The sequence below is a fragment of the Xanthomonas sp. NCPPB 3442 genome (assembly GCF_056725145.1).
Genome location: NZ_CM161514.1, coordinates 1,111,477 through 1,125,761 on the forward strand (window position 1 = coordinate 1,111,477; position 14,285 = coordinate 1,125,761).

Sequence of the window (14,285 nt, forward strand, 5' to 3'; positions counted from 1 at the left end):
CGACGATTGCTCGCAACGTGTGCCCCGTCGCCTGCCACGCTCAGCGTGGCTCTGCAACGATCAGCCAGTTGTTGAAGGGCGTGTTGCCATACAACGGCGCAAACGTGGCGCGCAGACCGGCCGCGTCCAGGTGCGCCTGCAGGCTCTCGCGCGTGGGATAGCTGCGCGGCATCCGCTGCATCCAGCCGCTCAGGTGCGCCAGGACGTCGGTGACACGGCTGGTGCGGCCACGGCTGCTGGCATCGCCCAGCGCGCTCCGAATCACCAGCTTCGCGCCGGGCGTGAGCATCTGCGCCACGCTGCGCAGCAGACTGGCCTGCATGTCCGCTTGCAGATACTGCAGCACATCCAGGATGGTGACGCTGCCCCGATGCTGCGGCCACGCCACGCTCAGATCGACCACTTCGAACTTGGTAGCGCCCAGGTTCGAGCGCTGCGCGATGTGCTGTGCGCGGCGAATCTTGGACGCATCCACATCCACGCCGTGATAGGCCAAGGCCTGGCCATCGGCGCGCAGTGCATGGGCCAGCAGGCCGAGCCCGCAGCCCAGATCCAGCACCGGCGCCGTGGTCGTGCGCAGCTCGGCCAGCACGCCCGGATACAGCGGGTCGGTGCGCAGCTTGGCTTGCGTGTAGTAGTAGTCGTAGCGGTTGCCCAGCGGATGCGCCGGCAGAAATGCGCGTGCAATCGTCAACGCCTGCGCGCGGCTCATCGGTTGGGTGGCAGTGGTGTGCAATGTCGTTCCTTGGCAATCAGGCGTGCTGCGCGGCTAGCTTAGGGCCTGCCGGGCTGGTTGGGGTAGGGCGGGTTGGCAGTTTGCGATGCGTGCCCACGGATGCATCGGTGGCTGGTATCCGACCTGCGCGGATCGAAAGGCCTGGCTGCAACGCCTGCTGCTACCGCATCGACGTAAAGAGGGCTGGCATTGATTGCGTGCGACATCTCGCGCTGTGGAGGCAGGTGCAAACCCACGCGCGCACAACCGCGGCAGAGAAGCGCAGCAAAACGCTGTGACTTGGTGCCTTGCCAAGATGTTGCGCGCAGCCAGCAGATGGGCTTGGGCCGCATGCAAGAACTGCAGCGTACGGTTGGTGAATCCTGATTCCGGGCGCCGGCCGCAGCTACCTGGCAGCAGCCCGGTCTGTGTTGCCCAGCTACGCTTAGACGATCGTGTCCAACGACCCAGTTGCGCCCAACGCATCGCGCGCTGCCGGTAGCGCCAGTGCCGTCCAACGCGCATACATTGCGCCGGAAGGATGCAAACCGTCGTCCACCAGCATGTCCACCGCATCGCCGCCATCGCGGCTGGTGGCCGTGATGTCGACAAAGCGCACCGCATGTGCACTGCAGCGGTCGGCAGCGATTGCATTGAACGCGTCGATCTGCGCACCGATCAACGCGGCATCGCCACTGCGCGCGCGCGCAAACGGGGTCAGGCCCCAATCGGGAATCGACAGCACGAACACGCGTGCCGGGTGGCCGTTCGCGCATGCAATTGCACGCAGCAGCAGGGCGTCGAACTGCTGGCGGTACTCGTCCAATGGGCGCCCGCGATACTGATTGTTGACGCCAATCAACAAGCTCACCAGGTCGAACGGACCCTGCGGGGCTGCCGCGTCGATCCCGGCCTGCAATTCGTCGGTGGTCCAGCCGGTGGTGGCGATGATCTGCGGCGGCGCCACGTTCCAACCGTATGCACGTAAGCCATCGACCAGTTGCGAAGGCCAACGCTGGTCAGGCGCAACGCCTTCGCCGATGGTGTACGAATCGCCGAGCGCCAGATAGCGCAGCGGCGCGCCAGGCGCAGTCATCAGGCCACGCTGCGTGGCTTGAGTGGAACCACCTTGGTGACCGCTTCGGCGCGGCGTGCCAATGCACGGTCGATGCGGGCGAACACATCGCGCATCACACCGGCTTCCGGCATCAGGGTCACGCGGAAATGGTGGCGGTAGGGCACGTTGAAGCTGGAGCCGGGAACCACCAGCACGCCTTCCTCGTTCATCAGATCGAGTGCGAACGCATGATCGTCGAAGTTGCGCGCCGCCGCACCTACCACCGCCGGGAACGCATACAGCGCCCCGGCCGGTGCCACCAGCGACAGATGCTCGCTGGCCGCACAGGCCTCGATCACCGCGCGGCGGGTTTCATACAGGCGGCCACCCGGCGCGCACAGCGCCGAGATGGTGTCCGGCCCGTTCACGGCCGCATCGATGGCGTACTGGCCTGGCACATTGGCGCACAGGCGCAGCGCGCCGAGCAGGTCCATCGCATTGCGCAGGTCGTTGATGCGCGCTTGGTCGCCCGACAGCAGTGCCCAGCCCACGCGCCAACCGCAGGCGCGATGCACCTTGCTCAGGCCGCTGAAGGTGATGCACGGGTGCGCACCGGCCAGCGGTGCGACCGGCACGAAGGCCGCGTCGTCGTACAGCACCTGGTCGTAGATCTCATCGACCATCAGCAGCAGATTGTGCTTGGTGGCGATTGCCACGATGCGCTCCAGCAGCTCGCGCGAATAACTGGCGCCGCTGGGGTTGTTCGGGTTGATCAGCACGATGGCGCGGGTACGCGAGGACACCAGCGTCTCGATTTCCACCGGGTCCGGCTGGAAGCCGTTTTCCGGTGCGCAGCGGTAATACACCGGCCGGCCATCGTTGAGAATGGTGGCGGCCGACCACAGCGGATAGTCGGGCGAGGGCACCAGCACTTCGTCACCGGGATTGAGCAGCGCCCGCAGCGACAGGTCGATCAGCTCGCTGACGCCGTTGCCGACGAAGATGCGGTCCGGATGCGCATCTGGGTGCTGGCGCCGCGCATACGCGGTGGCGATCGCCTCGCGCGCTTCCGGCAGGCCTTGCTGATGGGTGTAGGGATCAGTGCGGCCCATGTCGTCGGCGATCGCGCGCTGCAGATGCTCCGGCGCACGGAATCCGAACGCACCGGGGTTGCCGATATTGAGCTTGATCAGCTTGCGGCCCTGCGCCTCCAGCTCCCGCGCTCGTCGCGCCAGCTCGCCCCGGATTTCGTAGCGGACTTCGGACAGACGCTCGCGGATGGCGAGCGGCTTTTGCGGGGCAGTGGACATGCGACGGGCCGGTTGTAGGCGTGAGGCTTGGCATGGTATCGGAAATATGACAAGCGGACATGCTTGCATCGGCAACGATGTCAAGCGGCTGCGCCCTTCGACTCACTAATGGTAGGTATGACCTTTGGGAATTGGACGGCCGGACATCAGTGGGCGCATCTCAACCTAGGAGACGGCTGATTGAGAAAATAGATCGTCAGCGAGGGGTTGGCTGATTGACAGCTTCTTAACATCTCCAGATTCTATTCCATCACTTGAGCCCGGCTCGGGCTCTACAGCAAGGAACGCGTATGTCAGGGGGAAGTGCGTCGCTCTCGTTAGTCGAGGGCGGCTCGTCGGTGCAAGACCGGCCGGATCTGGGGCTGCAGGGGTTGGTCCTGCTGGCGCAATTTCATGGCGTTGCCGCGGACGCGGTGCAGCTGGCGCATGGGTTCGGACGAGGCGGCGAGCCGTTCGACGAAACCACGCTGCTGCTGGCAGCCAAGCAGTTGGGACTGAAAGCCAAAGTCGTGGCCCAGCCGGCCGCGCGGATCGGCATGGCGGCGTTACCGGCGCTGGCCCTGGTGCCGGATGGCGATGCCTTTATCGTCGCCAAGGTCGGTGCGGACCAGATCCTGATCCACGATCTGGTTGAGAAACGTCCGCGCTCCATCTCGCCCACCGAGTTCGAGGCGCGTTACCAGGGTAGGTTGTTGCAGGTGGCCTCGCGGGCTTCGGTGCTCGGCGACCTGGCCAAGTTCGACTTCAGCTGGTTCATTCCTGCGGTGGTGAAGTACCGCAAGTTGATGATCGAGGTCTTTATCGTCTCGTTCTTCATCCAGCTGTTCGCGCTGATCACGCCACTGTTCTATCAGGTGGTGATGGACAAGGTGCTGGTGCACAACGGCCTGACCACGCTGGACGTGATCGCGATCGGGCTGGTCTCGATGGCGGTGTTCGACGTGCTGCTGTCCGGATTGCGCACCTACGTCTTCGCCCACACCACCAGCAAGATCGATGTGGAGCTGGGTGCGCGGCTGTTCCGGCATGTGTTGTCGCTGCCGCTGGCGTATTTTGAATCGCGGCGGGTCGGCGACACCATCGCGCGCGTCCGCGAGCTGGAGAACATCCGCAACTTCCTGACCGGACAGGCGCTGACCTCGGTGCTGGACCTATTCTTTACGGTGGTCTTTCTGTCGGTGATGTTCTGGTACAGCGGTTGGCTGACCTTGATCGTGGTGCTGTCGCTGCCGTTGTACGCGACCATCTCGGGCCTGGTCACCCCGGTGCTGCGCAAACGCCTGAACGACAAGTTCGCGCGCGGCGCCGACAACCAATCCTTCCTGGTGGAGACGGTCAGCGGCATCGGCACGGTCAAGGCGATGGCGGTGGATCCGCGCGTGACCCGCACCTGGGACAACCAGCTGGCCGGCTATGTCAGCGCCGGGTTCAACGTCACCCGCATCGCCACGCTGGGCCAGCAAGGCGTGCAACTGGTGCAGAAGCTCACCGCCGTGGCGGTGCTGTTCTGGGGCGCCAAGCTGGTGATGGAAGGCAAGCTGTCGATTGGTCAATTGATCGCCTTCAACATGCTCTCGGGCCAGGTCACCGCGCCGATCATTCGGTTGGCTCAGTTGTGGCAGGACTTCCAGCAGGTCGGCATTTCGGTCGAGCGGCTGGGCGACATCCTCAATACCCGCACCGAGGTGCCGGGCAGCCGCCTGGCATTGCCGCCGATTCGCGGGCAGGTGACGTTCGAGCGGGTCACGTTCCGCTACCGGCCGGATGCGCCCGAGGTGCTCAACGGGATCGAGCTGGATGTCCGCCCAGGCGAAATCATCGGCATCGTCGGCCGTTCCGGCTCCGGCAAGAGCACGCTGACCAAGCTGGTGCAGCGGCTCTACACGCCCGAGCGCGGGCGAGTGCTGATCGATGGCCAGGACCTGGCGCTGGCCGATCCGGCCTGGTTGCGTCGTCAGCTGGGCGTGGTGCTGCAGGAAAACTTCCTGTTCAACCGCAGCGTGCGCGAGAACATCGCGTTGACCGATCCCGGCATGCCGCTGGAGCGGGTGATCCATGCGGCCAAGCTGGCAGGTGCCCACGACTTCATTCTGGAACTGCCGGAAGGCTACGACACCAAGGTTGGCGAGCACGGCACCGGCCTGTCCGGTGGGCAGCGGCAGCGCATTGCGATCGCGCGCGCACTGATCGGCGATCCGCGCATTCTGATTCTCGACGAAGCCACCAGCGCCCTGGATTACGAATCGGAACACGCGGTGATGAGCAATATGCGCGCGATCTGCAAGGGACGCACCGTGCTGATCATCGCGCACCGCCTTTCTACCGTGCGGCAGGCCAATCGCATTGTCGTGGTGGAGAAGGGACGCATCGTCGAGAGCGGCTCGCATGCCGAGCTGGTCGACCGCCCGGAAGGCCAATACGCACATCTGTACAGACTGCAACAGGGGACACCATGAAGCACCTGCTCCAGGGATGGCGCGATTTCTTTCTCCGCTATTTCAACATCTTCAAATCGGCCTGGGCGGTGCGCCGCCAGCTCGACCCGCCCGCGCGCAGCGCCGACGAGCGCGCGTTCCTGCCCGCCCATCTTGAGCTGACCGAAACGCCTGTCTCGCCCACCGCGCGCTGGACGATGCGCATCATCATCGGTTTCTTCTGTGTCGCGCTGCTGTGGGCGTGCCTGGGCAAGCTCGATATCGTCGCCGTGGCACCAGGTAAGACCGTGGTCGACTCGCGGACCAAGGTGGTGCAGACCGCAGAAACCGCGGTGGTGCGCAGGATCCTGGTGCGCGACGGACAGGCGGTGAAGAAAGGCCAATTGCTGGTCGAACTCGATGCCACCGCCACCGGCGCCGAGTTCGCCCAGGCCGGCGACGCGCTGGTCAATGCTCGTCTGGCCGCGCTACGGCAGGCAGCGTTGGCAACAGCCATTGCCACCGGACTGCTGCCGCAGCTGGATCCCGCCCCGGATCTGCCCGCCGAGCGCGTGGCCAACGAGCAGCAATTAGTCAGCAGCCAATTCGACGCATTCCAGGCGCGCCGACACAACCTGCAAGCCAGCATCGCCCAACGCCAGGCCGAACTGCAGACCACCCAGGACGCGATCGAACCGCTGGCCGAATCCGCACGCATCTCCAAAGTGCGCGCAGAAGATTACGGCCGCCTGGTCGAAGGCAAGTACGTCGGCCGCCACGACTATCTGTTGCGCGAACAGGAACGCATTGCCGCAGAAAGCCAGCTCGCTACCCAGCGCAATCGCCTGCAGGAAATCCGCTCGGCGATCAGCGCGGCGCAGGAAGAGTTGCGCGTGCTTGTCACCGACACACGCCAGCAGGCACTGGATGCCTTGCGCCAGGCAAGCGAGCAAGCCGGCCAGCTGACCCAGGACGTCGCCAAGACCGGCCAGCGCGACAAGCTGATGGCGCTGCACGCCCCTGTAGACGGCACCATCCAGCAGCTGGCCGTCCACACCGTAGGCGGTGTGGTCACGCCCGCACAGCCGTTACTGGTCGTGGTGCCGGCCGAAGAAGCACTGGAGGTAGAAGTCACCGTCCTCAACAAGGACATCGGCTTCATGCGCCCGGGCCAGCCGGTCACCGTCAAGGTCGATAGCTTCCCCTATACCCGCTACGGCTATCTGACCGGCACGGTCGCCAGTGTGTCCCACGATGCCGCACAGGACGAAAAACTAGGTTTGGTATTCCCAGCGCGCATTAAATTGAACGGCAGCACGCTGGAGATCGATGGGGTCAAGGTGCGGATGAGTGCTGGGATGAGCTTGAGTGCTGAAGTGAAGACGGGCCGTAAGCTCCCCCGATCCGCAGACACCGCATAAGTAGATCTTTCTGGCATCGTTCCCAAGTCAGGAGGTTCCATGCGCACATCGAAGTTCACCGAGACACAGATCGTCGCCACGCTGAAGCAGGTCGAGGGTGGCCGCCAAGTCAAGGATGTGTGTCGTGAGCTAGGGATTTCCGATGCGACGTACTACGTCTGGAAATCCAAGTACGGCGGCATGGAGGCCGCTGATGTGCAGCGCCTTCGCGACCTGGAGACCGAGCACAACAAGCTCAAACGCATGTACGCCGAGCTGGCGATGGAAAACCATGCATTGAAGGATGTCATCGCAAAAAAACTGTAGACCCGGCGCACAAGCGCCCGCTTCTGGCCTGGCTCATCGAGCAGCATGGCTGGAGCGAGCGCCGGGCCTGTTCGGTGGTTGGCGTGGCGCGCTCGACGATGCGCTATCAGCGTCGTCCCGATCGGGATGATGAGGTTATCGCGCTGTTGTCCGAGTTGGCCGAGCGTTTTCCTGAGCGTGGATTTGGAAAACTTTTTCAAATCATCCGCCGTCGCGGACATGTGTGGAACCACAAGAGGGTCTGGCGCGTGTATTGCCTGATGAAGCTCAATCAACGTCGTCGCAGCAGGCGCCGGGTACCGACGCGTCATCCACAGCCGCTGGCCTGCGGTGATCGCCCCAATGCTGGATGGTCGATCGACTTCATGTCCGATGCGTTATGGGACGGTCGGCGTTTTCGCACGTTCAATGTCATCGACGATTTCAGTCGGGAAGCCTTGGCGATCGAAGTGGACCTGAATCTTCCGGCCGCCCGCGTCATCCGCACGTTGGAACGCATCGCAGCTTGGCGCGGCTATCCGAACAAGCTACGTTTGGACAACGGGCCGGAATTTGTCGCGCTGGCCTTGTCCGAGTGGGCCGAGCGTAAGGGCATCGCCTTGGACTTCATTGAACCGGGGCGTCCGATGCAGAACGGTTTTATCGAACGCTTCAACGGCAGCTACAGGCGCGGCGTGCTGGACATGCATCTCTTCCGCACGCTGAGCGAGGTCCGCGAACAGACCGAACACTGGCTTGCCGACTACAACCAACAGATCCCGCACGACAGCCTGGGCGGACTAACGCCCGCTGAGTTCCGTGATCAACATCAACCGCAGACCTCTAGTTTTAGCTGGCATTGAATTGCGGGGAGTCGACAAACGCACGACGCTCGCTGGCACCACGCCCGATCCACTCGCGCACCAGCATGCGACGCGCCGGTGCGCTCACCACTTTTTTCGCAGTGCATCCTTGATCAGGTCGTTCTCGAACAGCTGCTCGGCCAGCAACTTCTTCAGCCGCGCGTTCTCGGACTCAAGGTCCTTGAGCCGCTTGGCATCGGGCACGCTCATCCCGCCGAACTTGCTGCGCCACAGATAATAGGAAGCCTCGCTGAAGCCATGCCGCCGGCACAGGTCCTTGATCGCCACACCGGCATCAGCTTCGCGCAGGAAGCCGATGATCTGTTCTTCAGAAAAACGCTTCTTCACGTCCAATCTCCTCGAGTTAGGGAATTGGACTCCAAACTGAGGTGCTACTCAAAATCGGGGGGGCGTCGCTACGATTCCGGCTATCAGGTGGATCAGTTGCAGGTAGCCGACGGAAAGGTGCTTGACGCAAGCGAAGTAGCTAACTTGGTAGCGGCAATGTCTAATTACAACATGCCCGTTGGTGGGCAGACGACACTAAGTTCGCCAGAGTATGAAAAGCTGATCCCCGTGATTGCAGCTAGCTGGTAATTAAAAAGCCCCGCTTACGCGGGGCTTTTTTTTACCACCAAGGCCACTAAGAATGTAGTGGCATTCCACCGTGCTGGAGCATGAGAGGCTTTGTTGTTTGTCTCTATAGGCTTGCCCCGCGGACTGACATTGGTATCGGGTGCGGGTTGGGTAGCACCGCCGAGATTCAGACTAGAATTCCCCCCATGAGCATTGTGTCCCCCGATTACCCCACCCTCCAGTCCATTGGCTGGCCCTGGCCTGGCCCTGCCGAGGATCCGGCCTGGCAGGCGCTCTTTGCCGCGCACCCGCAGGCGTTGCCGGCGCGGGTCGTGGAGCAGCATCGCACCGGCTATGTGGTGGCCGATACGCCTCAGGCCAGCGTCAAGGCCGAGTCGTTGCCGGAGTGGCAGCGGCCGCGCTTTCCCAGCCATGAGCGGGCGGCGGTGGGCGATTGGGTGTTGATGGAGGGCAAGCGCATCGTGGCGCTGCTGCCGCGGCGTACCTCGATCAAGCGGGGGGCGGCCGGCGAGCATTACCACCAGCAGGTGATCGCGGCCAATATCGATACGGTGTTCATCGTGTGCGGGCTGGATGCGGACTTCAACCCACGTCGCATCGAGCGTTATCTGTTGCTGGTGGGCGGCGGCGGTGCGCAGCCGGTGGTGGTGCTGACCAAGGCCGATCAGACCGAATACGCCGAGGATGCGTTGGCGGTGCTGGAAGAGCTGGAGGCGCAGAACATTCCGTTACGCGCGGTCAACGCCAAGGATCCGGACAGCGTGGCCGCGTTGCGGCCGTGGCTGGGCGATGGCCGCACGGCGGTGCTGGTGGGCTCGTCCGGTGCGGGCAAATCGACCCTGACCAATACGCTGCTCGGCACGCAGAAGATGAAGACCAATGCGGTGCGCGAGAACGATTCGCGCGGCCGCCACACCACCACGCATCGCGCGTTGATTCCATTGCCGTCCGGGGCGTGCCTGATCGACACGCCTGGTATGCGCGAGCTCAAGCCGACCGGCGAAGAGGATCTGGCCGAAGGCGGTTTTTCGGACGTGGAGGCCCTGGCGGCGCAGTGCCGCTTCAACGATTGCGCGCATATCGCCGAGCCGGGCTGTGCGGTGCGGGCGGCGATCGACGCAGGCGAGCTGGACCCGGAGCGTGTTGCCAACTACATGAAGCTGCGGGTGGAAGTGGCCAGCGCCGCCGAGAAGCTCGCCACTCGCGTTGCGCAGAACAATCGCGGCAAGGGGTCGGGCAAGCGGCCGGCCAGCGTCGATCGTCCCGGGCGGCGCTGATGCCCTCGCGCAAGGGGCCGCCGGACATCGTCCATCACGCGGCGCTGGATGCGCGCCTGGTCAAGGCCGTGCGCGGTGTGCGTCTGCTGGCCCTGGCCAGCTGGCCGCGCTCGCTGCAGGAGCCGTTTCTCAACAGCGTGGCGCGCGGGCAGCCGGAATTGCCGCAGGTCGAGTATCCGTCGCTGGATTTCGGCGACACCCGGCGCGAATTGGCCGCCATCGCCAAGGACGCCGACCCGCATCATCCGCTGGGTGAATACCTCATCGATTCGGCGCAGAGCTGGAGTCTTGCAGCAGGTTTGCTGGAGTCGTTGGGCACCCCGGCGGTGAGCGAGTACTCGGCGCAATTGTTCGGCGTGCCGGAGGACCCGATGCCGGGCAACGGGCCGAGCACACGCGAAGCGGCGCAGCATTTCATCCAGATCGCCCAAGAGCTGGATCGCGAACTGATGGCGCCGGAAGAGCAGGTGCCGGTCTCGGCCACCGCCTTGCGCATGCAGTTGCAGAACGATCTGGACGGGTTTTTCGAGGGGCGCGTCATCACTGTCACGCTCGATCCGGATCTGCTCGCCAAGGCGGCGGCCGGCGCGCATCGCATTCGCCTGCGCACCGGTGCCACGTTCAGCGATTACGACCGCGCGCAGCTGTTCCATCACGAAGCGCTGGTGCATTCGCTGACCGCGCTCAACGGGCGCGCGCAGGTGCATCTGCCCAGCCTGGGCATTTCGTCCCCGCGCACGACCGCAACGCAGGAGGGCCTGGCCACGTTTGCCGAGCAGATCACCGGCAGCATCGATATCGAGCGCATGAAGCGCATCAGCCTGCGCATCGAAGCGATTGCGATGGCACGCTCGGGTGCGGATTTCATCGAGGTATTTCGCTATTTCACCGCAGGCGGGCAGAGCGCTGCAGAAAGTTTTTCGTCGGCGCAGCGCGTGTTCCGCGGCGTGCCGACCAGTGGCGGCGGTGCGTTCACCAAGGACACCGTGTATCTGCGTGGTTTGCTCGCGGTGCACACCTTCTTCCGCCATTCCTTGCAGCGCGACCAGCTGCAGCTGTGCCGTTACCTGTTCGCCGGCAAGATGGCATTGGGCGATGTGGCGCGCTTTGCGCCGTTGTTCGACAGCGGCGTGCTGGTCGCGCCACGCTGGCTGCCGCCGTGGGTGAGCCGTGTCAGCGGGCTGGCCGGCATGCTGGCGTTTTCGTTGTTCGCCAACCGCATCCGCATGGATCAGCTGCAGCCGCCGGCAATGAATGTGTGAGGCGAGGCGTTTGCTGCCGTTGCGGCGCATCGCAGCGCCCTACAGTTGCTGACACAGCTGGCGAGACATTGTTGGGTGGGCGCGAATGGCGCGCAAAAGCCGGCATGTAAAAAGACACGTGCGGCGCCCGGAGCACCGGCGGCGCGCCTGTCAACTGCATTGGCTTGTTGGACGCGATCGCAACATTCATGAACACATGCAGCGGGCACCACGCGCTCTACACGAGGCTGCAACGGGCTGAACTGCACACTGGCCGCCTTGCCCAGTTGGGCCATGACACGAGGCAATGCGATGAAAGTTTTGATGGTACTGACGTCCCACGACCAGCTTGGTGACACCGGCAAGAAGACCGGGTTTTGGCTGGAAGAATTTGCCGCGCCGTATTACGTGTTCAAGGATGCAGGCGCGGACATCACCCTTGTCTCGCCCAAGGGTGGCCAGCCGCCGCTGGATCCCAAGAGCGACGAGCCCGACGCACAAACCGACGCCACCAAACGCTTCAAGCAGGACCAGGATGCGCAGAAGGCCCTCGCTAGCACGCACCGTCTGGCCGACATCAAGGCCGAGGACTTCGATGTGCTGTTCTACCCGGGCGGCCACGGCCCGCTCTGGGATCTGGCTGAAGACGCCGATTCCATCGCGCTGATCGAGACCTTTGCCAAGGCCAACAAGCCGCATGGTCTGGTGTGCCACGCACCAGGCGCGCTGCGTCGGGTCAAGGGTAGCGACGGCAAGCCACTGGTCAATGGCCGCCGCGTCACAGGTTTCACCAACAGCGAAGAAGAGGGCGTGGGCCTGACCAAGATCGTGCCGTTCCTGGTCGAAGACGTGCTGACCGAACTCGGCGGCAAGTACGAAAAGGGCGCCGACTGGGGCGTGTACGTGGTCACCGACGGCACCCTGGTCACCGGTCAGAACCCGGCGTCTTCGGAGAAAACCGCAGAAACGCTGCTGGCGCTGGCAAAGCGCTGATTCCTGGCAATTGACGGGTCTTGAAAAAGCCCCGTTCCCGTCGGGGCTCAAGGCATGGCCCGCGCGCTCCTGGTGCGCGGGCCATGCTGCGCTTGCATCAGTAGGTGATTGCGCGGAGCGCGCTTAGGCGAAGATGCGGCTCACCAAACGCGCGGCCAATCACCGCTTACGCCTATCGGGTATGTTCAGCCCTTACGCTGCAACCAACGCACGCCGTAAGGCGGAAGCACGATCGATACATCGTCGCTCACGGCCGCAGCATCGACCGCGTCGTCGATGGCCAGCAGCGTCCATCCATCGACGCCGACCGCCGCAAGCTCCACGTCGAGCGGCTGGTCACTGAAGTTATGCAAGGCGATAAAGCTCTCGCCACGCGTCAACGCGAACACGCGAGCATCGTTCAACGCGATGCTGCCCAATGCCTGATCCGCCGCCAACGCGGTGAGTGCGGTACGTTTCCGGATCAATTCACGCAAACGTCGGTACACCTTGCCACTCAGGCTGTTGGCATCGTGACGTTGCGCGGCAAGCTGCCAATCCATCGCCGGCCGATGCAGCCAACGGCCTTCATGCTGGCGGAGAGGATCGTCGCGATAGCCGGGGTCATTGACCATCGCCAATTCGTCGCCCATGTAGATCAGCGGGACACCCGGCATGGCAAGCGCAATGGCATACAGCAACACCAGCCGGTCCACTGCAACCGCCAACGCCGCCGCATCGCCTGCATCCTGCGCGGCCTGGATGCCCGTAAGTGCAGCAGCCATGCCATTGGTTCCATGCACGCCGTCGCCGCTGCTCTGGAAACTCTCGCCGCGCGCGTAACTGCCAGGCACCGCGTTGGCATAGAAGCGCGCCACATCGCGTAGCGAAAACGGCGGCTGCGCTGCATTGCCGCTGGCTTCGTGCTGCAGCACATTCCAGCCGATATCGTCATGGCAACGCACATAACTCAACCATGCACAGTGGCGCGGCAGCGGTGGGCTGTGCGCGATCACGTTGTGCAGGATGTCGCCGCGTTGCAACGCCAGCGCCGACCAGCCGGCCGCCATCAAGCTGCTGTGATAGGCCAGATGGCATTCGTGGCCCTGGTCCGTGCCGCTCCCGAAGTATGGCGGCAGTTGCGTCATCGGCACGATGGCTTCGGCCTTCATCACCACCGCCGGCGCGACGATATCGGTCACCGCGCGCAGAGCCACCAGCAAGGTGTGCGCTTCGGGCTGGTTCATGCAATCGGTGCCGATACGCTTCCACAGATAGGCCGTGGAATCCAGGCGGAATGCTTCCACGCCCAGGTTGGCCAGCCGCAGCATCGCCAGGGCCATATCGCCGAATACGGCCGGGTTGCTCCAGTTCAAATCCCATTGATACGGATAGAACGTGGTCCACATCCATTGCGCGGTGTCGTCCACCCAGGTGAAGTTGCCAGGCGCTGTGTGCGGAAACACCTGCCCCAGCGTGGCTTCGTACCGGTCGGGCAGGCTGCGGTCGGCAAAGTGGTGGTAGTAATCCAGATAACGTGCATCGCCGGCGCGGGCCGCCTGTGCCCAGGCGTGATCGTCGGCGGTGTGATTGAGCACGAAGTCCGCGCACAGGCTGATGCCCGCTTCGCGCAGGCGGGTGGTGAGTGCGATCAAGTCGTCGTTGGTGCCCAGGCTGGGTGCCACCTGGCCGTAGTCGCTGACCGCAAAGCCGCCGTCGTTGTCGCCGGCGCGTGCGCGCAGGAATGGCAGCAGATGCAGGTAGCGCACGCCCAGTTCCTGCAGATACGGCACGCGTTCGGCCACGCCCTGCAGCGTGCCGGCAAAGCGGTCTGCGTAGGCGCTGTAGCCGAGCATGTGCTGTTCGCCGAACCAACCGACGTGCCGGGTGCTGTCGAGCGCTTGCAAGGCTTGCGGGCGTTGCCGGGCGATCGTGCCTATCTCGCCCAGCCACTGCGCCAGCCACGATGCATAGTCGGCACGCTGGCCGTAGAGCGCGTGCAAGGCATCCAGCAAACGCGACGCGTGCTGGTCGTAGCGCGACAACAGCACGTCGGCGCGTTGCGGGTCCAGCGGCGCGGCGAAGGCCGCGCGCAATGCGGTGGAATCGATCGGGGAGGTGCTCATCAGAGGC

10 protein-coding genes and 1 pseudogene are annotated in these 14,285 nt (G+C 64.0%); 6 read left to right on the forward strand and 5 right to left on the reverse strand.

All coding sequences use genetic code 11. The features are described 5' to 3' along the window. Positions 1-40: 40 nt before the first annotated feature. The 3 genes from AC1POX_RS04950 to AC1POX_RS04960 all read right to left on the reverse strand — a co-directional run bounded on the left by AC1POX_RS04950 (position 41) and on the right by AC1POX_RS04960 (position 3,082). Entirely contained in the window at positions 41-712 is a 672-nt protein-coding gene (locus AC1POX_RS04950; RefSeq protein WP_008573627.1) for a methyltransferase, read from the reverse strand. 448 nt (positions 713-1,160) lie between these two features. Next, positions 1,161-1,811: an SGNH/GDSL hydrolase family protein gene (locus AC1POX_RS04955; RefSeq protein ID WP_372356810.1), complete on the reverse strand. Its 651-nt coding sequence runs from the start codon at positions 1,809-1,811 to the stop codon at positions 1,161-1,163. Next, on the reverse strand, positions 1,811-3,082 hold the full coding sequence (locus AC1POX_RS04960; RefSeq protein ID WP_011052313.1) for a pyridoxal phosphate-dependent aminotransferase: 1,272 nt from the start codon (positions 3,080-3,082) through the stop codon (positions 1,811-1,813). The genes AC1POX_RS04955 and AC1POX_RS04960 overlap by 1 nt, the downstream gene beginning before the upstream one ends. A 290-nt stretch (positions 3,083-3,372) precedes the next feature. On the opposite strand from AC1POX_RS04960, the gene AC1POX_RS04965 reads away from it, so the two are divergent. From AC1POX_RS04965 to AC1POX_RS04975, 3 genes are all read left to right on the forward strand, one after another. Further along, entirely contained in the window at positions 3,373-5,538 is a 2,166-nt protein-coding gene (locus AC1POX_RS04965; protein WP_372356811.1) for a type I secretion system permease/ATPase, read from the forward strand. Further along, positions 5,535-6,917 carry an HlyD family type I secretion periplasmic adaptor subunit gene (locus tag AC1POX_RS04970; protein ID WP_372356812.1) on the forward strand — a complete coding sequence of 461 codons (1,383 nt, stop codon included), beginning with the start codon at positions 5,535-5,537 and terminating at the stop codon, positions 6,915-6,917. Before AC1POX_RS04965 ends, AC1POX_RS04970 begins: the two co-directional genes overlap by 4 nt. A gap of 39 nt (positions 6,918-6,956) precedes the next feature. Beyond that, a protein-coding gene (locus AC1POX_RS04975) for an IS3-like element ISXca2 family transposase (protein ID WP_481108597.1) occupies positions 6,957-8,065 on the forward strand; the annotation gives its coding sequence in 2 pieces (ribosomal slippage) (positions 6,957-7,209 and positions 7,209-8,065; 1,110 coding nt in all). A 19-nt stretch (positions 8,066-8,084) separates the two neighbouring features. On the opposite strand, the pseudogene AC1POX_RS04980 reads toward AC1POX_RS04975, so the two are convergent. Next, positions 8,085-8,413: pseudogene (locus AC1POX_RS04980) on the reverse strand (transposase); the annotation flags it as partial. A gap of 434 nt (positions 8,414-8,847) precedes the next feature. Here AC1POX_RS04980 and rsgA point away from each other — a divergent pair. From rsgA to AC1POX_RS04995, 3 genes are all read left to right on the forward strand, one after another. Beyond that, a complete protein-coding gene (gene rsgA, locus AC1POX_RS04985; RefSeq protein ID WP_372356814.1) occupies positions 8,848-9,939 on the forward strand; it encodes a ribosome small subunit-dependent GTPase A in 1,092 nt (363 codons plus the stop codon). Beyond that, positions 9,939-11,201, forward strand: coding sequence for a flavohemoglobin expression-modulating QEGLA motif protein (locus AC1POX_RS04990; RefSeq protein ID WP_372356815.1), 1,263 nt, complete (start codon positions 9,939-9,941; stop codon positions 11,199-11,201). The genes rsgA and AC1POX_RS04990 overlap by 1 nt, the downstream gene beginning before the upstream one ends. 291 nt (positions 11,202-11,492) lie before the next feature. Further along, complete coding sequence (locus tag AC1POX_RS04995) at positions 11,493-12,173, forward strand: type 1 glutamine amidotransferase domain-containing protein (RefSeq protein WP_011348546.1); 681 nt, start codon at positions 11,493-11,495, stop codon at positions 12,171-12,173. Between the two features lie 185 nt (positions 12,174-12,358). Here the strand turns inward: AC1POX_RS04995 and AC1POX_RS05000 are convergent, their stop codons facing one another. Next, on the reverse strand, positions 12,359-14,278 hold the full coding sequence (locus tag AC1POX_RS05000; protein ID WP_372356816.1) for an alpha-amylase family protein: 1,920 nt from the start codon (positions 14,276-14,278) through the stop codon (positions 12,359-12,361). Positions 14,279-14,285: the final 7 nt, after the last annotated feature.

Coding starts and splice junctions, on each gene's coding strand:
- AC1POX_RS04950 (WP_008573627.1), bottom strand. CDS start 712: ATGAGCCGCGCGCAGGCGTTGACGATTGCACGCGCATTTCTGCCGGCG.
- AC1POX_RS04955 (WP_372356810.1), bottom strand. CDS start 1,811: ATGACTGCGCCTGGCGCGCCGCTGCGCTATCTGGCGCTCGGCGATTCG.
- AC1POX_RS04960 (WP_011052313.1), bottom strand. CDS start 3,082: ATGTCCACTGCCCCGCAAAAGCCGCTCGCCATCCGCGAGCGTCTGTCC.
- AC1POX_RS04965 (WP_372356811.1), top strand. CDS start 3,373: ATGTCAGGGGGAAGTGCGTCGCTCTCGTTAGTCGAGGGCGGCTCGTCG.
- AC1POX_RS04970 (WP_372356812.1), top strand. CDS start 5,535: ATGAAGCACCTGCTCCAGGGATGGCGCGATTTCTTTCTCCGCTATTTC.
- rsgA (WP_372356814.1), top strand. CDS start 8,848: ATGAGCATTGTGTCCCCCGATTACCCCACCCTCCAGTCCATTGGCTGG.
- AC1POX_RS04990 (WP_372356815.1), top strand. CDS start 9,939: ATGCCCTCGCGCAAGGGGCCGCCGGACATCGTCCATCACGCGGCGCTG.
- AC1POX_RS04995 (WP_011348546.1), top strand. CDS start 11,493: ATGAAAGTTTTGATGGTACTGACGTCCCACGACCAGCTTGGTGACACC.
- AC1POX_RS05000 (WP_372356816.1), bottom strand. CDS start 14,278: ATGAGCACCTCCCCGATCGATTCCACCGCATTGCGCGCGGCCTTCGCC.